The 17,915-nt window shown below is 40.9% G+C and carries 19 protein-coding genes; 11 read left to right on the top strand and 8 right to left on the bottom strand.

Features of this window, described 5'->3' with window-relative positions:
• Nucleotides 1–192 precede the first annotated feature (192 nt).
• Nucleotides 193–1,044 (bottom strand): RNA polymerase sigma factor RpoH, encoded by an 852-nt coding sequence (rpoH, locus tag ACKLNX_RS10190; protein ID WP_412972276.1) that lies wholly within the window; start codon nt 1,042–1,044, stop codon nt 193–195.
• Between the two features lie 281 nt (nt 1,045–1,325).
• Here rpoH and ACKLNX_RS10185 point away from each other — a divergent pair, with 281 nt between their 5' ends.
• The gene (locus ACKLNX_RS10185) at nt 1,326–2,555 is read left to right on the top strand and encodes an EAL and HDOD domain-containing protein (protein ID WP_411692735.1); all 1,230 of its coding nucleotides are present in this window, start codon (nt 1,326–1,328) and stop codon (nt 2,553–2,555) included.
• A 21-nt stretch (nt 2,556–2,576) separates the two neighbouring features.
• On the top strand, nt 2,577–3,818 hold the full coding sequence (locus tag ACKLNX_RS10180; protein WP_412972275.1) for an EAL and HDOD domain-containing protein: 1,242 nt from the start codon (nt 2,577–2,579) through the stop codon (nt 3,816–3,818).
• 26 nt (nt 3,819–3,844) lie between these two features.
• Here the strand turns inward: ACKLNX_RS10180 and ACKLNX_RS10175 are convergent, their stop codons facing one another.
• The 4 genes from ACKLNX_RS10175 to ftsY form a co-directional block, all read right to left on the bottom strand.
• A complete protein-coding gene (locus ACKLNX_RS10175) occupies nt 3,845–5,074 on the bottom strand; it encodes an EAL and HDOD domain-containing protein (protein ID WP_412972274.1) in 1,230 nt (409 codons plus the stop codon).
• Nucleotides 5,075–5,180: 106 nt separating this feature from the next.
• A complete protein-coding gene (gene ftsX, locus ACKLNX_RS10170) occupies nt 5,181–6,161 on the bottom strand; it encodes a permease-like cell division protein FtsX (protein WP_412972273.1) in 981 nt (326 codons plus the stop codon).
• Nucleotides 6,158–6,850 (bottom strand): cell division ATP-binding protein FtsE, encoded by a 693-nt coding sequence (gene ftsE, locus ACKLNX_RS10165; protein WP_411692731.1) that lies wholly within the window; start codon nt 6,848–6,850, stop codon nt 6,158–6,160. Before ftsE ends, ftsX begins: the two co-directional genes overlap by 4 nt.
• 28 nt (nt 6,851–6,878) lie before the next feature.
• Nucleotides 6,879–8,042: a signal recognition particle-docking protein FtsY gene (ftsY, locus tag ACKLNX_RS10160; protein WP_411692730.1), complete on the bottom strand. Its 1,164-nt coding sequence runs from the start codon at nt 8,040–8,042 to the stop codon at nt 6,879–6,881.
• Nucleotides 8,043–8,125: 83 nt separating this feature from the next.
• Here ftsY and rsmD point away from each other — a divergent pair, with 83 nt between their 5' ends.
• Nucleotides 8,126–8,713, top strand: a complete 588-nt coding sequence (rsmD, locus tag ACKLNX_RS10155; RefSeq protein ID WP_412972272.1) for a 16S rRNA (guanine(966)-N(2))-methyltransferase RsmD — start codon at nt 8,126–8,128, stop codon at nt 8,711–8,713.
• 24 nt (nt 8,714–8,737) lie between these two features.
• Here rsmD and ACKLNX_RS10150 read toward each other — a convergent pair whose 3' ends face one another.
• On the bottom strand, nt 8,738–9,352 hold the full coding sequence (locus ACKLNX_RS10150; protein WP_412972271.1) for a YjaG family protein: 615 nt from the start codon (nt 9,350–9,352) through the stop codon (nt 8,738–8,740).
• A 54-nt stretch (nt 9,353–9,406) separates the two neighbouring features.
• Nucleotides 9,407–10,006 (bottom strand): YhgN family NAAT transporter, encoded by a 600-nt coding sequence (locus ACKLNX_RS10145; protein ID WP_411692727.1) that lies wholly within the window; start codon nt 10,004–10,006, stop codon nt 9,407–9,409.
• A 222-nt stretch (nt 10,007–10,228) separates the two neighbouring features.
• Here ACKLNX_RS10145 and ACKLNX_RS10140 point away from each other — a divergent pair, with 222 nt between their 5' ends.
• Entirely contained in the window at nt 10,229–10,411 is a 183-nt protein-coding gene (locus ACKLNX_RS10140) for a MerR family transcriptional regulator (protein WP_411692895.1), read from the top strand.
• A gap of 17 nt (nt 10,412–10,428) precedes the next feature.
• Here the strand turns inward: ACKLNX_RS10140 and pepB are convergent, their stop codons facing one another.
• The gene (gene pepB, locus ACKLNX_RS10135; RefSeq protein ID WP_412972270.1) at nt 10,429–11,709 is read right to left on the bottom strand and encodes an aminopeptidase PepB; all 1,281 of its coding nucleotides are present in this window, start codon (nt 11,707–11,709) and stop codon (nt 10,429–10,431) included.
• 127 nt (nt 11,710–11,836) lie between these two features.
• Between pepB and sfsA the strand changes: the two genes are divergently transcribed.
• The 7 genes from sfsA to panC all read left to right on the top strand — a co-directional run bounded on the left by sfsA (nt 11,837) and on the right by panC (nt 17,909).
• Nucleotides 11,837–12,568, top strand: a complete 732-nt coding sequence (gene sfsA, locus ACKLNX_RS10130) for a DNA/RNA nuclease SfsA (RefSeq protein ID WP_412972269.1) — start codon at nt 11,837–11,839, stop codon at nt 12,566–12,568.
• 191 nt (nt 12,569–12,759) lie between these two features.
• Entirely contained in the window at nt 12,760–13,200 is a 441-nt protein-coding gene (gene dksA, locus ACKLNX_RS10125) for an RNA polymerase-binding protein DksA (protein ID WP_411692724.1), read from the top strand.
• Nucleotides 13,201–13,307: 107 nt separating this feature from the next.
• The gene (gene gluQRS / locus ACKLNX_RS10120; protein WP_412972268.1) at nt 13,308–14,195 is read left to right on the top strand and encodes a tRNA glutamyl-Q(34) synthetase GluQRS; all 888 of its coding nucleotides are present in this window, start codon (nt 13,308–13,310) and stop codon (nt 14,193–14,195) included.
• A 131-nt stretch (nt 14,196–14,326) separates the two neighbouring features.
• Nucleotides 14,327–15,709, top strand: coding sequence for a polynucleotide adenylyltransferase PcnB (gene pcnB / locus ACKLNX_RS10115; RefSeq protein WP_412972267.1), 1,383 nt, complete (start codon nt 14,327–14,329; stop codon nt 15,707–15,709).
• 2 nt (nt 15,710–15,711) lie between these two features.
• Complete coding sequence (gene folK, locus ACKLNX_RS10110) at nt 15,712–16,245, top strand: 2-amino-4-hydroxy-6-hydroxymethyldihydropteridine diphosphokinase (RefSeq protein WP_412972266.1); 534 nt, start codon at nt 15,712–15,714, stop codon at nt 16,243–16,245.
• A 15-nt stretch (nt 16,246–16,260) separates the two neighbouring features.
• Entirely contained in the window at nt 16,261–17,055 is a 795-nt protein-coding gene (gene panB, locus ACKLNX_RS10105) for a 3-methyl-2-oxobutanoate hydroxymethyltransferase (RefSeq protein WP_412972265.1), read from the top strand.
• A 5-nt stretch (nt 17,056–17,060) separates the two neighbouring features.
• Nucleotides 17,061–17,909 (top strand): pantoate--beta-alanine ligase, encoded by an 849-nt coding sequence (gene panC, locus ACKLNX_RS10100; protein ID WP_411692719.1) that lies wholly within the window; start codon nt 17,061–17,063, stop codon nt 17,907–17,909.
• Nucleotides 17,910–17,915: the final 6 nt, after the last annotated feature.

Genomic DNA, 17,915 nt, shown 5'->3' with positions numbered 1-17,915 from the left:
GTACCCCAAACTTCCGCTCTAAGACTACTGAACTCTCTTCTTGGGCTAATTTCGCTAGCTTTAACTTAAATACTTTGTGATGTTTGGACATAAAAAGACCCCCAGTAATTGGATTGTCCAACTATTGGGGGTCACTTCATTCCATTAGCGCTTTTTTGTTTTTAAGAATCAGCATTTTGTGTGCTTTGCTTATTAAGCCATAGCCGCTTGAAGCTTTTTCATTGCATTCTTTTCAATTTGACGAACTCGTTCAGCCGAAACTTGATATTCATCTGCCAAATCTTGCAAAGTCATTTTGTTGTCAGACAACCAACGAGTCTCAATGATGTGTTGGCTTCTTGCGTCTAACGTTTTGATTGCTGAATACAAACGATTTGATGCGTTTTTGTCATGATCATCATTAATCACGTCCATTTCAACATCAGTTGTCTTGTCTTCAAGATACTGCGCTGGAGCAAATGCATTTGATTCATCATCGTCATTCGTTAAATCGAATGCGGCATCTTGGCTGCTCATGCGAGCTTCCATCTGCAAAACTTCCTTTGTGCTTACACCCAGCTCATCAGCTACCTTTTGAACTTCTTCATGTGTAAACCAACCTAAGCGCTTCTTAGCTTTGCGTAGGTTAAAAAATAATTTTCGTTGTGCTTTGGTTGTTGCGACTTTCACGATGCGCCAGTTTTTAAGCACAAACTCATGAATTTCAGCTTTTATCCAATGCACTGCAAACGAAACCAAGCGCACACCTACGTTTGGATCAAAACGTTTAACCGCTTTCATCAAACCAATGTTGCCTTCTTGAATTAAGTCAGCTTGTGGTAAACCATAGCCTGCATAAGATTTTGCGACATGCACAACAAAGCGTAGGTGCGACATTACCAATTTACGTGCAGCTTCAAGATCGCCGTCATCAAACAAACGAACAGCCAAAGACTTTTCTTCGTCTGCCGTTAGCATGTTTATGCTACTCACCGCTGAAACGTAGCTTTCGATACTGCCACTGCGCGGGACGCTTAATGCTAATGATTGCATTTTTGTACTCATTTTCACCTCGTTACTTCACTATACAAGTTTAGTTTCAGCAGTTCTGAATAAACTGTATATCTATAGACAGTATACTAGACCGAAAGTTCGATTAGATCATTTCATTGAATATAAGGATTCTTCCTCAGAACTCAAGCCCCAAGTAAGAAAAAATATCAATTTACCTATCTTTTTGTATAAATAGGCGACAACACTGTATTATTATATGCTAAATTCAAGAAACGATCACAAAACTAAAAGATTTATTTTATTTTCGCTTTCACATTTCGAGCTATTAATTAATGTTTTCATATGTTGCAAGACAAGCTATTTATAATGTAGATAAACGCGTATTTGCGTACGAGTTATTATTCAGGGACGGTGACAGCAACTGCTTCCCTGATATGTCTCCTGACGAGGCAACTAGTAGCATGATTGCCAATAGTCATCTTACTGTCGGTATTGAAGATATTACCTTCAACAAACCAGCATTCATCAATTTTCACAAAGACACTCTTCTTTATCGCTTTCCTTCGACCCTCGATCCACTCAGTGTTGTGATTGAAATTGTTGAAACCGTTGAAGTAAACGACGAATTGGTGCAAGCCTGTAAACACATTCGTGATCTTGGCTATCAGCTTGCGCTTGACGATTACGATTTTGCGAGTCGATGGGATATCTTCCTTCCTTTCGTCGACTTTATAAAAGTTGAAGTAGAAGAAATTGAAAAACAAGGCGCGGCTGCCGTCACAAAAATTCAGCAACTAAATGCACAAGGCATTAAAATCATTGCTGAAAAAGTAGAAACTCATGAACAATTTGAGCGCTTTAAGAATATGGGCGTAAAACTGTTCCAAGGTTATTTTCTAGCGCGACCAGAAATGATTCGCCACCGTGACTTAAATGCTTCCCTGCATTCAGTTACCGAGCTTGTGAGTTTAAGTAACTCTTCAAACTTTGATACTAAGGAAGTGGTTAAAGTCATCGAGAAAGATGTTGGTTTAGCCTATAAATTGATGCGCTTTATTAACAATCCAATGATCAATAAACGCCAAAAAATTGAGTCCTTGCAACACGCAATTAATTACATGGGCCACATTGAAATTAAGAAGTTCATCGCCCTGCTTGCGCTTGCGAACATGCGAGGCGAAAAGCCAACAGAGCTGCTGATTCAATCATTAGTTCGCGCTCGTTTTTGCTCACTTATGTCCATTGAACTTGAGTTGCCAGAAAATCCACCAACGAGTTTTATCCTTGGTTTATTTTCTATGCTGGATGCCTTGCTCGACCAACCAATGGAAAGCTTGGCAGAAAAGCTTCCAGTAGGAGAAGAGTTAAGAGATGCTTTGTGTAAAAAGAATATTGACTCAACAATGGGCTTGCAAATGCGAGCGTGTTTTGCGTTTGAAGAAGCTAATTGGGATGAAATAGACTATATTGCTTTGCAGTTCGATCTCACCGGTGCACGTTTGTATACGCTTTATTACGAAGCGATGCATTGGGCAGAAAACATGAATAGTTCTATCAGCTAAACGCCATACTAGGAAGTAAAGATGTTTGCATTTATTGCTCGCCAGCCTATTTTAGACAAAGACCAAGATCTCTTTGCCTATGAACTTTTATTTAGAGATGGCGCGTATGGTGCTTACCCGGAACACGAACCCAATAAATCAGAGCTCATCTCTACACGATTTAACACCTTAGGCATCGATGAGATCTCAGGTGACCAACGTGCATTTATTAACTTTCTACCTGAAACAGTCATCAACCGCTTCCCTCAAGAACTTTCCTCCGACAATATTATTGTAGAACTTACGCAGAACCCTGCAGTGAATACGAGTTTACTGAATGCATGCGAATCGCTCAAGAATAGTGGCTATCAAATAGCATTGAATGACAACCGACTACAGTCAGCCGTACTAAGCCCATACCCTTATATTGATATCGTTAAAGTCGATATTACGAAAGTGAGCGATCAATTACTTGAAAAGCATGTTCCTATTTTAGCGGCCTCGGGTATTCAGTTAGTAGCTGAGCAAGTATCATCGCTTGATCAATTTGCGATGTGTCGTGACCTAGGCTTCGATTATTTCCAAGGTTATTTTTTCACTCAACCCGACACACGCTCTGCAAAAGCCTTACCTTCATCAAAAGTAACTCTTTTAGAGTTAATGTCAGAAAGCTCTGCTGAGCAATTTAATTTAGAAAAAGTAGCCAGTATTATTGAGCGCGATGCTGCTTTGTCTTATTTGTTATTGCGATTTATCAATAATCCAATGATCAACAAACGTGAAAAGATTACATCCTTGCGCCATGCTTTGCATTATCTGGGTGAAGTTGAAGTTAAGAAATTTATTGCCTTGCTATCACTTGCTAGTTTGAATGACACGAAGCCTGTTGAATTGCTTCAAGTATCACTGGTTCGCGCTAAATTTTGTGAACTGTTTGAACTGCACAAACATGGAAAGAAAAAAGCGATGTCGGCATTTATAGTCGGTCTATTCTCGCTGTTAGATGCTATTTTAGATGGCGATATGCCAACGATTCTTGAGAAGCTACCGATCAATAATGAAATAAAACAAGCGTTGATGGGTGTTGAAGGAGAGTATGTGCAGTACTTAGATACTGTTAGGGCCTTTGAAAGTGGGCTTTGGGGTAAAATCATAACTCAATCTGAAAAGATGAATGTTTCTCAAAAAGATTTACATGCACTATTTAACGATGCTATCCGTTGGAGCAACGAAATGCGTCAAGCTTTGTCTGATTTCTTCCCGAGAGCAAAACCTAGAGCATAATAAAGCAACTCGAGAACGTACGTAGGTTATTCTAAAGTGCCTTTCATGTTGTCAGCCCATTCTAAGGCTTCGTAATGCATTGCAAAGATATCATCTACTGTCATGCCCGTATCGATTGCCAAAGTATCAACAGCGTCCCAGTCAGCCCGTTCCAGTGCCAAACATAAATTATATTGTACAGCTAACATTCCTTCGTCTTCTACTAAACATAATACGTCTACTATCTGTTGTGAAAATGGCAAACTTTTTAATACATCAGCCATACTCATGTCTAGCAAGGCATCTATCTTCGAGAATAAACCTAAAATAAAACTTTTAGGCGGATCTTCTTTTTGACCCATCGCTGTAGATAGTAATTTACAAAAATGCGCTCTAGCCAAGCTTGATACGAGTATGTCGATAGGTTTATTACCTTTCAAATTTGCAAGAGCTAAAAGTGCAATAAACTTCTTTAATTCAACATGGCCTAAGTACTTGATAGCATGATTTAAATTTTCAATTTTTAGGCGTTTGTTAAACATCGGGTTGTTAATAAAGCGCATAAGCTTAAAGGCTAAGCCAACATCTTTCTCAAAAACCTTTTGGACTTTTTGCACATCAAAATCAGGTGAGATACTGATGCCAACGAGTTCAGCTACAGAGTTAGTCGATACATCAATATTTTTGTGTTTTATGACTTCAGGGCGCGATAAAAAGTAACCTTGAAAATATTGAAAGCCTGCAGCTTTTAGGCGTTCAAATTCCTCATGAGTTTCTACTTTCTCGGCCAGTAAAGTAACTTTTCTCTGCTTAAATTCTTCAAGTTTTTTGAGCACGATTGGATCATCTAAGTTGATCAGTTCGACTTCTAGTTTGATAAAACTGACCAAGGGCATTATGGCGTCCCACTGCTCCGAAAAATCATAATCATCGAGAGCAATTCTATAGCCTAAATTAGAGATGTGTGCACAAGCTTTGATCAATTCATCTGTCACCTTGACGGTTTCTACAATCTCAATTACAACGTTCATAGGATCGAGAGTAGAGGGAAAACGATAAAGGATTGTATCTTGGTGAAAATTAATGAATGCGAGTTTATTAAGTGTAATTGCCTCGACGCCAACTGAAAGATGGCTCGCAGCTAGCATGTTACTGGTTGCTTCATCGGGGCAGATGTCTGGAAAACAATTATCGATGCCATCGCGAAACAATAGTTCATATGCAAAAACGCGTTTTTCACTATCGTATATGGCTTGCCTAGCTACATATGCAAACATTTAGTACCTTAATAAAATCAAAAGTAATAACATTATCTTTCGTCATCAGGATTCCTGATGCGACTTTGGTTAGAAAATATAGCACTAAAACATGCCGAGTGCAGGTTTAGCGCGGCTCAATATCTTTAACGTGTCTCTGGACCGAGAGTATTGACCCAGCAATTCCAAGACTAACCGATACCATTAGCATGACTAACAGGGTACTAAGATCCATCGCGGTTAAATTAAAGTCAACTTGATACTTCTCCATGAAGTCTTGCATGCTGTAATCGACCCATAGCAAAACAATGAGTACAGTTACCCAAGCCATGACTCCGCCCAAGAAGCCATACCAGAAACCAGTGTATAAAAACGGTCTTTGAATGAAAGCATCGGTGGCGCCAACGAGTTTCATAACAACAATTTCATCTTTCTTACTGAGAATATTAAGCCTTATTGTATTGCCTATAATAAGCACCACAGCAAAAAAGAGTAGCACCGCTAACAAGGTAACCAAATCTTTTGCAATGTTGATAAGTGCATATAAACGTTCTAACCACTCAATGTCGAGCTTGCCTATATCTACTTCTCTTTCTTTTCGTAATTTGTCTAACAAGATCCCAGCTGACGTTGGACTGGCATGTTTACTTGTTGGCACAACTAACACGACCGCTGGCAGAGGATTCGTTTCAAGGTAATTAAGTGCATCACCAAGTCCAGATAGTGATTGAAATTCTTTTAAGGATTCTTCGGCGCTAATGTAGGTCACTTCAGCAATTTCGGGCCACAGTCTTAAGCGAGTAAGCAGTTGCTGAGCACTCGCATCTGTTAGTCCTTCACGCAGGAACAATGATATTTCAGAAGCTTGTTCCCACTGTTCACTAATTTGCTCTGTATTCTTAACTAGGACATATAGAGTACTGGGTAAGGTGATACTAAAGCCTAACACGCCAATAGTCATCAATGAGGCAAACGGTGAGCGCCACAATTCGCCTAAGCTATTGACGGCTTGGCGCATGTGATCGGTAAAAAACATAATGATTAGCTGGAAAATACCAATCTTTACAGACTCAGCGCCATGTGCTCGACCTTTGAATAGAAGGCTCATACGTACAATCCATCGCTTGGTGGCTCGTCTAAGCCATCAGTGATCATTTGGCCATTTTTGAGCGTTAACGTGCGATATTTCATGCGAGCGATTAAACCGAGGTCGTGAGTGGCAATAAATACGGAGACGCCAGCCTGGTTAAAGTCTTCGAATAGACGAATAATTTCCATTGAAAGCTTAGGGTCTAGGTTCCCAGTTGGCTCATCGGCTAAAAGTAGTGGAGGTCGATTGACGACTGCTCGAGCAATGCCGACTCGTTGCTGTTCGCCGCCCGATAACATAATGGGTAAATTCTTTGCTTTATCTCGCAGGCCAACCATTTCAAGAGCGGCATCAACGCGTTTTGCGATATTTTTTCTGGTGTGGCCTTCAATCACAAGTGGTAGAGACACATTATCATAAACGGTCTTATCCATTAACAATTGGTGGCTTTGGAATATCATGCCTATATCACGGCGGATATAAGCAATTTGTCTGCGTTTTATTGAGCTTAGGTCGTGACCATTAATGAGCACACGACCCACAGTGGGTCGTTCCATTATGCTAATAAGTTTGAGTAAAGTACTTTTTCCTGCACCTGAATGACCTGTTAGAAAAGCCATCTCACCTTGTTCGACATGAAAGTCAACTTTTCGCAAGGCCTGTTGGCCCCCGGGATAGGTTTTACTAACTTGTTCAAACTTTATCAAGCTGACTTCCTTTACTGTCGTTTAGCAATTATTGCTCAGTTGCATCATGACTAAATAGCGCATCAACAAACTGTTCTGCTTCAAATGGGCGAAGATCATCAATTCCCTCACCTATTCCAATATAACGAATAGGGATCCCAAATTGATCGGCGAGTGAGAAAATAATACCACCTTTTGCCGTTCCGTCTAATTTTGTTAAATTGATCCCGCTAATGCCGACTGCTTCATTAAATATTTTTGTCTGACTAATGGCATTTTGTCCAGTGCTGGCATCAAGAGTTAACATAACTTCATGAGGTGCGTTTGGATTTTTTTTCTTCATCACTCGAACGACTTTTTTGAGTTCTTCAATTAAGTGATCTTTGTTTTGTAATCGACCCGCAGTATCTGCAATTAGAATATCGACACCTTTTGCTTTGGCAGAAACCAAGGCATCAAAAATAACAGAAGCACTGTCTGAACCTGATTGTTGCGCGACGACAGGAATGTCATTTCGTTCGCCCCAAACTTGCAATTGCTCCACAGCCGCAGCACGAAAAGTATCACCCGCCGCTAACATAACTTTTTTACCTTCCCTTTGGAACTGCTTCGCTAATTTACCAATGGTTGTGGTTTTCCCCACACCGTTGACACCCACCATTAAAATGACAAAGGGCTCTTTGTTACCTTGCTCATCATCAGGAGCGCTTAAATCTAGTGGTTTTGATACTGGCAATAACAAACTTTTCATTTGTTCTTTGAGAAGGTCGTATAAAGCTTCACCATCTTTTAACTGGGATAATTTTGCGCTCTCAGTTAACTTATCGATGATTTTAGTAGTAGTTGTAATACCAACATCAGCTATTAGTAATTGCGTTTCTAAATCTTCATATAAATCGCTGTCTATTTTCTTACCAGCGAATAAAGATACAAAGCCGGTGCCGATTGTCTCTTTAGTGCGCGATAGACTTTGCCTTAAACGAGTAAAGAAGCCGCCTGAACTGGGTTTCTCTTTGGTTTCTGATGCCAGCGGCGCAGCTGATTCCACGTCACTTAAGTCAGAATCAAGTTCATCAACAGGCGTTTGAGATATTTGATCGATATCACTTGAGTCTGCATTCACATCTTCCAATGTTTCTTGCGCTTTTTCTTCAGTCGTTTCAGGCTGGTTTTTAGCTTGGTCGTTTTTAAACCAATTAAACAGATTTGCCATGTTGTTCAAAAAATCCTTAACAGCAGATGAGTAGATTCAGATATAATTTTAAATACATGCCAATACTAACACTTTCCTAGCACATGACGCGAGCAAGAAAACAAGCAAATTCCAGCACAGGTTCAATTCGAATAATCGGCGGGAGCCATCGTGGCCGAAAGCTTCCTGTGCTTAATGCAGAAGGCCTGCGTCCAACGACTGATCGTATGAAGGAAACCTTATTCAATTGGCTGATGCTGGATATGCGCGGAGCAATTTGTCTAGATTGCTTTGCGGGTGCTGGCTCACTCGGTTTTGAAGCGCTTTCACGCGGCGCGAGAAGCGTGACTTTCATGGAGTTAGATAGGCAGGCAGCTAATCAATTGCAAGCTAACGCAAATTTGCTTAAGTACGACACCAAAGTAGCAGAAATTCGGCATGGCAATACACTTGAGCTACTGAAAAAGTACAAATCCGCAAGCGATATTGTTTTTATCGATCCACCATTTAATCAACAGCTTGTGCAGCCTTGCATCAAACTCATTGATGAAAATGAGCTTGTAATACAAGGAAGTAAAATCTACATAGAAATGGAAGTTAGCGACATGACAGTGCAAATTCCTGACAGTTGGAAGCTAATTAAAGAAAAATCAACTCAACAGGTCAGTGCTCGCTTATATCTGGTAGGTTAGAATATAGCTTTCTACGTAACGAATCTATTCTCCTAAACTTAAACCGATATTCGACATTTCTTGCGCCTTCATCTCTGTGCGCAGTGATTTGAAATCAATTGATTTATTCTTGCACATGGCTAGCACTTCAAGTTGAGTATCAATTTCAAACTGCATCAATGGGTCTTGCTTCACTTCTTCATTCGTCAAATCTGTTTCTGATAATGCTAACAAATAAGCTTCAACACCGCCTTGACTCAATTTGGCCACCATAACAGCCCCGTTTGGTTCTTCATCAGACATAAGTTGTAAAGTTGCAGTTAAGGCCATACAGAAATCCAAGGCTGGATACACGCCAAAATTATTGAAATTTTCGATATCCGGCGTAACTTCCTCTAGTTTTTCTAATTGAACTGCATAGTTAATTTTTGCTTTAGAGGCGTTTAACCATTCCCAGATGAGGTCAACGAGCTTAGAAGCTAATTCCTTATCGCCAAACTCGTTCACTTCACAAAACAGCTCGTAATTGGGAAGCATGCGTTGCAATAGTGCTGCGGAAAATGCGACGGCAGGCTTTTTAGAAAGATCCCTTACTTGCTGAAAGGTGCTCAACTTACTACCAGCGAAATCGTTTTTACCGTTTTTTTTAGCATTAGACATTATCGAAAACTCATTATTTTAATTAATTGTTTGGTTTTTTTATTATTGAGCAAGTCAGCTTAGCTGATGTTGAAAGTATGCACCAATGCCATTTAGCAACATTTGTATCGCTATCATAACTAAGATCATACCCATCAAACGCTCTATGGCATTCAAGCCTTTCTCACCTAGCAAACGATGGAAAGTATTCGACATCGTTAAAATTATCGCACTCACTAACCAGGCAGCAAATAAAGCGATGCTCCACTGAGTCATTTTATTTGGCTCTTGATTAGATAATAAAATCAAAGCAGCCATGGTCGAAGGGCCTGCTATCATTGGCACTGCGAGTGGCACGATGAAAGGTTCTTCACCCGAAGGTAAGCCCATTATTCCGCCTGGCTTTGGGAATATCATCTTGATTGCAATAATAAACAAAATGATGCCACCGGCAATACTCACCGTTTCTTGTTCAATTTTAAGGAAATCTAGCAGTGCTTGCCCACTGTGTAGAAACACCATCAAAATGATAAGTGCAAACAACAATTCACGGATAATGACGATGCGTCGACGCTTTGGATCTATCGTTTTGAGTACCGACATGTAAATCGGTAAATTGCCAAGCGGGTCCATGATAAGGAAAAGCATGGTAGCTGCTGATAAAATTTCGACCAAAACGAGCTCCTCTAAAAAAGTGCTGATTATGCGCTATTCTGTTCAGAAATGGCAGTTAATCCCCAAAACTTCGAGCAATATATGAAATTTGATCAGTTTTTTTTTGCTTTTTTTACTTATGTGAATAAATATACTGATATGATAATTATCCTTATCATATTGTCGAATCTGTCGTTAACCTTCAACAGAGCGATTTTTATTATCAAATTACCGGAGCATATGATGGCGTTAATGACGATTAGTGAAGTGGCAGAATTTCTTGCCGTGCAAGACGTAAGAGTTGAGCGACTGGAGCGAGAAAGTCTATTGTTAGCAAAAGATAAAGATGAAAATGGCAAGGCATTATTCGACCGCGCGGACGTTGAAAGATATAAAGAGTTGGCAGAGAGACTAGGCGGCATTTAAACCGCCCGTCCATTTAATTAGCCGACAAGTTGGTCGGCAATAGTTCTTATTCCTATAGCAGTCGCACCGTTTGGCATAATGTCGCTGCCGTTGCGGTTGTAAGCTGCGGCCAAGTCAAAATGCACCCAGCCCTGCCCTTCATTTCCAACAAAACGTGACAAGAATCCAGCAGCATTCGATGCGCCTCCTGCACCTCCACCTTTTACTGGACGACTATTTGCGGTATCTGCAAATGGAGATGGGCATTGCTCTTGATGCCAAGGCATAAGTGGTAAGCGCCAGTGTGGTTCATTGACTTTATTTGCACTGGCAAGAACCGACGCTTGGAAGTCTTCATCTAAGCTGAAGATAGCATTGAACTCTTTACCTACAGCCATAACAGCCGCTCCAGTAAGCGTAGCAGCATCAATTATTTTTTGAGCTCCTGATTCAGTAGCGGCCATCAAACCATCCGCAAGCACTAAACGCCCTTCTGCGTCTGTATTTACTATTTCCACAGTCACACCGTTTTTGTAAGTAATGACATCACCTAATTTATAAGCATGATCACTGATCAAATTTTCTGCACAACATAGAAATAACTTCGTTCTTTTCTTCAAGCCTTGCATAATCGCTAAGCCCAAAGCACCAGTGACGGTTGCTGCGCCGCCCATATCACACTTCATGTCCAACATGCCTTCGCTAGACTTGATGCTATAGCCGCCACTATCAAACGTAATTCCTTTCCCTACTAAAGCAAAATCAACTGGCGCATCAGCATTCCCAGTTGGATTGTAATCTAGTTCAAGCAAAACTGGTGGACGTGAACTACCGCGACCTACCTCGTATATGCCGTGCCAACCAGCGCTTACCAGATCTTCTCCAACTATCATCTTGCTTGAAATAAATTCCGGTGCTAGCGACGTGATCCATTCAGCTGCCGATGAGGCTAGAGATTCGGGGCTAAGTTCTTCTGGTGTTTCGTTCACTAGTTGACGAGTAAACTGCATGGCTGCAAAACGTGTGCTTAAATCATTTTCGTCTGCATTTTTGCACCAAGTAATTGTTCCTTGGAAACCAGCACCACAATAACTCACAGCAAAAGCCCATTGTTGCTCAGCATCCCAATCACCTACAAATTCAATATTCTCGACACCCAAGGATGATATTTTGCGTGAAGATTTCTGAATTTGGCGCAAATTCAAGCCATCATCAGGCAGGTGCAACACCGCTCCGCCGTTAACAAACGAAAGTTTGCTATTAGCTCCCCATGATACTGCCGCGGGTTTATGGCTCAATGAAACGTGGAAATTTGACATTAGGACTCCAACAAGGTTTTATGGTTTGTTAAACAAATACTGATTTATACTAGTTTAATTATTCTAGTTTATATCCATAGTTATGCGGGCTAATTTCTAAAACCCAATGAAATGTACAAATAAATCAATGAGCGAATATAAAAAAGAAAGCGGCAGTGTGCTCAAGTTTGAATCGCCACTGAGTAAAGGCACTCTCATTAAGCGTTATAAGCGATTTCTAGCTGACGTGCAATTGAGCAATGGCGAACAAATAACCGTACATTGTCCAAATACTGGGGCAATGACAAATTGTGCAGAACCTGGTTGGGAAGTATTTTTAAGTGAGTCAGCAAATAAAAAACGAAAATATGCTCACACTTGGGAATTGGCAAAAAATGAACAAGGGCACTATATTGGTATTAATACCAATAACGCAAATAAGATAGTAAAAGCGGCTTTGGCGCATGGCAAAATAAGCGAACTTGCTCAGTACCGTAAGATTACACCTGAACTGAAAGTAGGTGATAGCCGTATCGACTTTTACTTACAAGGCGATGAACTACCTGATTGCTATGTTGAGGTTAAATCAATGACCTTGTGCGAAAATGGATTAGGCCTTTTTCCAGACACAGTTACTTCGCGCGGAACAAAACACGCGAATGAATTAGCTGATTTGGCAAAAGCTGGACATAGAGCCGTATTATTGTTTTGCGCTCAACATTCAGGCATTAGAGAATTTAAAATTGCGAGGCATATTGACGAGAAATATGCCCTTGCAGTTGAAGAAGCGCAAAAAGTGGGGGTAGAGGTAATTTGTTATTCTTGCAATTTTTCTAGCGATTTTATTGAGTTAGCTCATTCTGTGTCAATTGCTGATTAAAAAAAGATTGATTTTTGTGTAAAAATGACCATATTACCGTCCTCAATGTAAAAAGTGAGTTACAAAATTATTGTATTTAGTGCTTTAAATTGCATTAAATAAACAAGAAACGACATTCACATGCGATGTTATTTGCCACTAAATTAACAGGCAAAGGGATGCAAAATGTCGACGTTTAGGAGAAATGGCAGATGCCAACAGGAAAAACACTAGGATTACTTGCGTTAGCTGATGTAACGCCGTATCAGGAAAAGTCTGACGAAGAATATATGAACGATGCTCAAATGGATCATTTCAGATTGATCCTTAAAGCATGGCGCAATCAACTTCGTCAAGAAGTAGACCGCACTGTTCATCACATGCAAGACGAAGCTGCAAACTTCCCTGACCCAGTTGATAGAGCCGCTCAGGAAGAAGAGTTTAGCTTAGAGTTGAGAGCTCGCGATCGTGAAAGAAAGCTAATAAAGAAAATCGAAAAAACATTGAAGCGTATTGAAGAAGATGATTTTGGTTTTTGCGATTCATGTGGCATCGAAATTGGTATTCGCCGTCTTGAAGCTCGTCCAACCGCAGACATGTGTATTGACTGTAAGACAATGGCTGAAATTAAAGAGAAACAAATGCAAGGATAACTTGTTTTTTGCTTCTGTTGAATTGCACGAAACCGTGTTAGCGTGAGCTATCGCGGTTTTTTATTGTCTGTGAATAGCTAAGATATTAATAATAAACAGGTTTTATAATGCAGTCTTATATTGGCAGATTTGCTCCCTCCCCCAGTGGACCACTTCATTTCGGCTCGCTGATTTGTGCCTTAGTGAGTTTCTTACACGCTCGTCAAGCCAATGGAGCGTGGTTAGTAAGAATTGAAGATGTGGATACTACTCGTGTAAAAGCTGGTGCCGACCAAACCATTTTGTCACAGCTGCAAGCTCACGGTATGCAGTGGGATGGCGAAACTCTTTATCAGACTGCCAGAAACAAAGCCTATCAGCATGCCTTGGACACACTTCGTGAAAAGCAACTCGTTTACGCCTGTTCATGCACAAGGCAAGAAATTAAGTCTAAAGGTAAATATTACACCGGAACCTGCCGAGATAGAGAGCTGCCGTTTGAAGGTAACGCGATCAGGTTGATTAATAATTGCACTGATTCAAGTTTTATTGATCTTCATTTAGGTAATGTTGAGGTTGATCCTAGTTTTTGTAGTGAAGACATATGCATAAAACGAAAAGATGGTCTCTTTGCCTATAATCTTGCAGTAGTGCTCGACGATATAGCACAAAAAGTCAGCCATGTAGTGCGAGGAGCAGATCTGATTGACACAACTATTCAGCAACAACAGATCTATCGTCTATTGGGCGAAAAGGCCCCAAAATACTTCCATTTACCGGCTATTTGTATTGAGCATGGCAGAAAACTCAGCAAGCAAAACCATGCTGCTCCCATTCAGAATAATCAAGCTTCGGTAAATTTAATTTGCGCGTTAAAAATCATTGGGCTTTCAACTGATACTCTAGATGAAAATATGCCTGTAGATGGGCTGATTCAATGGGCTATAGAGAATTGGTCGCCTAATTTGCTAGCAAAGAGAAGAGAAATTCTGTTTTCTGGTATAAATACAGTATAATTCACAGACTTAACTTAAATATGAGTTAAATCGAAGGATCAAAGCTTTCTGAACGTTATGAAAATGTCATGGCGTTACAACAATAACAAAGACGTTACTCAATGAAGTCGTTACTAATAGGTTAAGGTGGCATGCCAAGCACCCCAACAAAACAACAATCAGTCATTAATCCTGTCATCATTCCAAAGGGGCAGCATCCGGTTACTTTTGCCGACATCAGTGATAATACACTGTCAGTTTTGCGCAGGCTGAATGCAAAAGGCTATGAAGCTTATCTTGTCGGCGGATGTATACGCGATAAGTTAATGGGCAAAACGCCTAAAGATTTTGATGTCGCCACGAATGCTACACCCGAACAGATTAAAGCGTGTTTTCGTAATTGTCGATTAATCGGCAGGCGCTTTCGTCTTGCTCACATTGTATTTGGACGAGACGTTATCGAAGTGGCAACATTCCGAGGTCACCACGAAGAAGTTAACGCAAATGAAGAAGAAAACAAAACAACTGTAAAAGGCCGCAAAGGCAATGAAGTTGAAGATGTCTTAGCAAAGCAAGATCAACAAGGCCAACTGTTACGAGACAATGTTTTTGGCACAATAGAAGAAGATGCTGAGCGTCGTGACTTCACCTTTAACGCCATGTATTTTAGTGCGAAAGATCAAAGTATCATCGATTTCGCCAATGGCATGAAATCTATCAAAGAGAAGAAAATTGAACTGATAGGCGACCCTGCAACACGTTTCCGCGAGGATCCGGTGCGCATGATTCGTGCTATTCGTTTTAGCGCTAAGTTGGGCATGTCCATTCCTGCCGAGGTAGGCAAGGAGATAAAAGAGCTTGCACACCTCCTAGCCAATATTCCACCCGCGCGATTGTTTGAAGAAGTGTTAAAACTATTAATTGGCGGATGCGGTCTTCGAACCTTTCATTTACTGCATGAATACGGCTTGTTTGCGCAATTATTTCCGCAGTTGTCACCCTTACTCGTTGACAATACATGCCGTGAAATGAAACTTGTCGAGAAAGTACTGAAGAACACCGATGATCGTATTAATAACGAGCAGCGGGTGACACCTGCGTTCTTGTATGCAGCATTCTTATGGTATCCCGTTGAAGAACGCACACAACTCATCATGAGTGAATCGGGTGTTGCGCATCATGACGCATTCAATATTGCAGTCGGCGAAGTATTACACCGTCAAACTCAACGTATCATGATACCCAAACGCTTCAGCATGCCCGTCCGAGATATTTGGCAATTGCAATTACGTTTACCAAGACGCTTTGGACGCAGAGCCTATCAAACGTTAAGCCATCCAAAGTTTAGGGCTGCTTACGATTTCCTACTTATTCGTGGTGAAATTGAAGGCGGTGACCTGCTTGAACTAGGTGAGTGGTGGACTGAATTTCAAGAAGTGACGCCCGAGAAACGTAAAGATATGGTTGCTGATCTACGCAAACAAGCTGGACCACCTAAAAAACGAAAGTTTAACAAGAAACGGAAAGCCAATTAATTATGTTAACTGATATTGCATACATCGGTCTTGGCAGCAACATGGGAAACCCAGTGCAGCAATTACAAAGTGCGTTTCAAGCAATTGACGAGCATAGCCAAATGACACTTTTGGCTAAGTCGCATTTATACGCAAGTTCGCCGATGGGCCCTCAAGATCAACCGGATTATGTAAATGCCGTATGTAAAATAAAAACCTCTCTGCAACCGCAGGAGTTGTTAGCAACATTGCAGAGTATCGAGAATCAACAAGACCGAAAACGTAATGGTGAGCGCTGGGGTCCACGTACACTCGACTTAGATATTCTTTTGTACAACGACTTAGCATTGAACACGAAAAACCTCACAGTCCCCCATTACGGCATGAAAAACCGGGAGTTTGTGCTCGTTCCTTTGTTTGAGATTTCACCCGATATAATAATGCAAGACGGCCGTTCTCTAGCTACATGGGTTGCAAAATGTAATTTAGAGGGCTTGTATCGCATCGACACAAAAAAAACGAATGAAGAAGAGAGTGCTTCAGTTGTAAAGCAATGAAAAAGGGGTAAACACATGAAAAAAGTGACAATTTCAACGCTGCTGCAATTAAAGCAAAAAGGCGAAAAAATAGCAGCACTTACTGCATACGATGCTAGCTTCGCAAAATTGTTCGATGAGCAATTTATCGACGTCATGCTCATTGGTGATTCACTCGGAATGGTGCTGAAAGGTGATGACGATACTTTATCTGTGAGTGTCAACGATCTTGCCTATCATACTGCTTGTGTACGTAAGGGAACAGATCGCGCTTTTGTTATTTCAGACATGCCATTTATGAGCTACGCAACGCCCGAACTTGCGTACGCGAACGCGGCAAAATTGATGGCGAACGGTGCGAACATGGTTAAGCTTGAAGGTGGTGAGTGGTTAACTTCGACTATCTCTGGCTTAGTTGAGCGCGGCATTCCTGTTTGTGGACACTTGGGTTTAACACCACAATCGGTTCACGTATTTGGTGGTTTTAAAGTACAGGGCAGAGAGAACGAGCAAGCTCAGAAAATTCTAGATGCGGCGATTAAACTCGAGAAAGCGGGTATTCAACTTCTAGTGTTAGAGTGCATTCCTAGTTCCGTCGCGAAGCTTATTTCTGAAGCATTAACTATTCCTGTGATTGGCATAGGTGCCGGTGTGGGTACCGATGGACAAATTTTGGTTATGCACGATATGTTCGGTATCAGTGCTAACTACATGCCTAAATTCAGTAAAAACTATCTGCTTGAAACCAATGATATGCGCGCCGCAGTGGCAGCATACATTGAAGATGTCAAAGCAAGTCGTTTCCCTGGTCCTGAACATTCTTTTGAGTAAGCTCTATGCAAATAGTTAGTGACATAAAAACATTAAGAGAAATTCGTCGTGAATGGCAAACCGAAAAACAAGCCATTGCGTTTGTTCCAACCATGGGTAATTTGCACGACGGGCATCTTAAGCTGGTAAAAGAAGCTAAGAAACACGCCAGCAAAGTCGTTGTTTCGATTTTCGTTAATCCTTTGCAGTTTGGCCCAGACGAAGATCTGGATTCCTATCCTAGAACAATGGAGCAGGACAAAGCTTCTCTCGATGAATTAGGTGTAGACCTCTTGTTCATGCCAAAGGTTAGCGATATTTATAGCCGTGGTTTGGAGCAACAAACCTTCGTAGAAGTGCCTGGTTTGTCCTACATGATTTGCGGTGCAAGTCGCCCTGGCCACTTCAGAGGGGTCGCAACCATCGTTTGTAAACTTTTCAACATGGTTCAACCTAACATGGCATTTTTTGGTGAAAAAGACTTCCAGCAATTGCAGGTTATTAAAGCGATGGTCACCGATTTGTCTATGAATTTGACAATACATGGTGTTCCCACTGAGCGTGAGTCGGATGGCTTAGCGATGAGCTCAAGAAATAATTATTTGAATGATGAGCAGCGTAAGCTAGCCCCTGGTTTGTATAAGTTAATATCTGAAATGGCGAGAGAAATTAAAGGCGGTCGAAGAGATTTTTCGATTATGCTTCAAGAGAATAGAGAGCGGCTCGCTAGTATTGGTTTCAAACCAGATTATATTGATATTCGCTCTGCGAACAGTTTACTTCAGCCAAGCCATGAAGATAAAAAATTAGTTATTTTAGGCGCGGGTTTCTTAGGGAAAACGCGGATTATTGATAACATCCAAGTAGAGATCTAAAGCTAA

Origin of the sequence: Glaciecola sp. MF2-115 (genome assembly GCF_047250385.1) — a bacterium.
Lineage (GTDB): Bacteria > Pseudomonadota > Gammaproteobacteria > Enterobacterales > Alteromonadaceae > Glaciecola.
The sequence above is the reverse complement of the archived record's forward strand: the minus strand, read 5'-3'. Positions and strand labels throughout refer to the sequence as shown.

Bases quoted from the DNA above. Each gene is read 5' to 3' on its own strand.
- rpoH (WP_412972276.1), bottom strand. From the start codon at position 1,044: ATGAGTACAAAAATGCAATCATTAGCATTAAGCGTCCCGCGCAGTGGC.
- ACKLNX_RS10140 (WP_411692895.1), top strand. From the start codon at position 10,229: ATGGCGTTAATGACGATTAGTGAAGTGGCAGAATTTCTTGCCGTGCAA.
- panC (WP_411692719.1), top strand. From the start codon at position 17,061: ATGCAAATAGTTAGTGACATAAAAACATTAAGAGAAATTCGTCGTGAA.
- folK (WP_412972266.1), top strand. From the start codon at position 15,712: ATGTTAACTGATATTGCATACATCGGTCTTGGCAGCAACATGGGAAAC.
- ftsY (WP_411692730.1), bottom strand. From the start codon at position 8,042: ATGGCAAATCTGTTTAATTGGTTTAAAAACGACCAAGCTAAAAACCAG.
- dksA (WP_411692724.1), top strand. From the start codon at position 12,760: ATGCCAACAGGAAAAACACTAGGATTACTTGCGTTAGCTGATGTAACG.
- ACKLNX_RS10175 (WP_412972274.1), bottom strand. From the start codon at position 5,074: ATGTTTGCATATGTAGCTAGGCAAGCCATATACGATAGTGAAAAACGC.
- ACKLNX_RS10185 (WP_411692735.1), top strand. From the start codon at position 1,326: ATGTTTTCATATGTTGCAAGACAAGCTATTTATAATGTAGATAAACGC.
- pepB (WP_412972270.1), bottom strand. From the start codon at position 11,709: ATGTCAAATTTCCACGTTTCATTGAGCCATAAACCCGCGGCAGTATCA.
- pcnB (WP_412972267.1), top strand. From the start codon at position 14,327: ATGCCAAGCACCCCAACAAAACAACAATCAGTCATTAATCCTGTCATC.
- gluQRS (WP_412972268.1), top strand. From the start codon at position 13,308: ATGCAGTCTTATATTGGCAGATTTGCTCCCTCCCCCAGTGGACCACTT.
- ACKLNX_RS10180 (WP_412972275.1), top strand. From the start codon at position 2,577: ATGTTTGCATTTATTGCTCGCCAGCCTATTTTAGACAAAGACCAAGAT.
- sfsA (WP_412972269.1), top strand. From the start codon at position 11,837: ATGAGCGAATATAAAAAAGAAAGCGGCAGTGTGCTCAAGTTTGAATCG.
- panB (WP_412972265.1), top strand. From the start codon at position 16,261: ATGAAAAAAGTGACAATTTCAACGCTGCTGCAATTAAAGCAAAAAGGC.
- rsmD (WP_412972272.1), top strand. From the start codon at position 8,126: ATGACGCGAGCAAGAAAACAAGCAAATTCCAGCACAGGTTCAATTCGA.
- ftsX (WP_412972273.1), bottom strand. From the start codon at position 6,161: ATGAGCCTTCTATTCAAAGGTCGAGCACATGGCGCTGAGTCTGTAAAG.
- ACKLNX_RS10150 (WP_412972271.1), bottom strand. From the start codon at position 9,352: ATGTCTAATGCTAAAAAAAACGGTAAAAACGATTTCGCTGGTAGTAAG.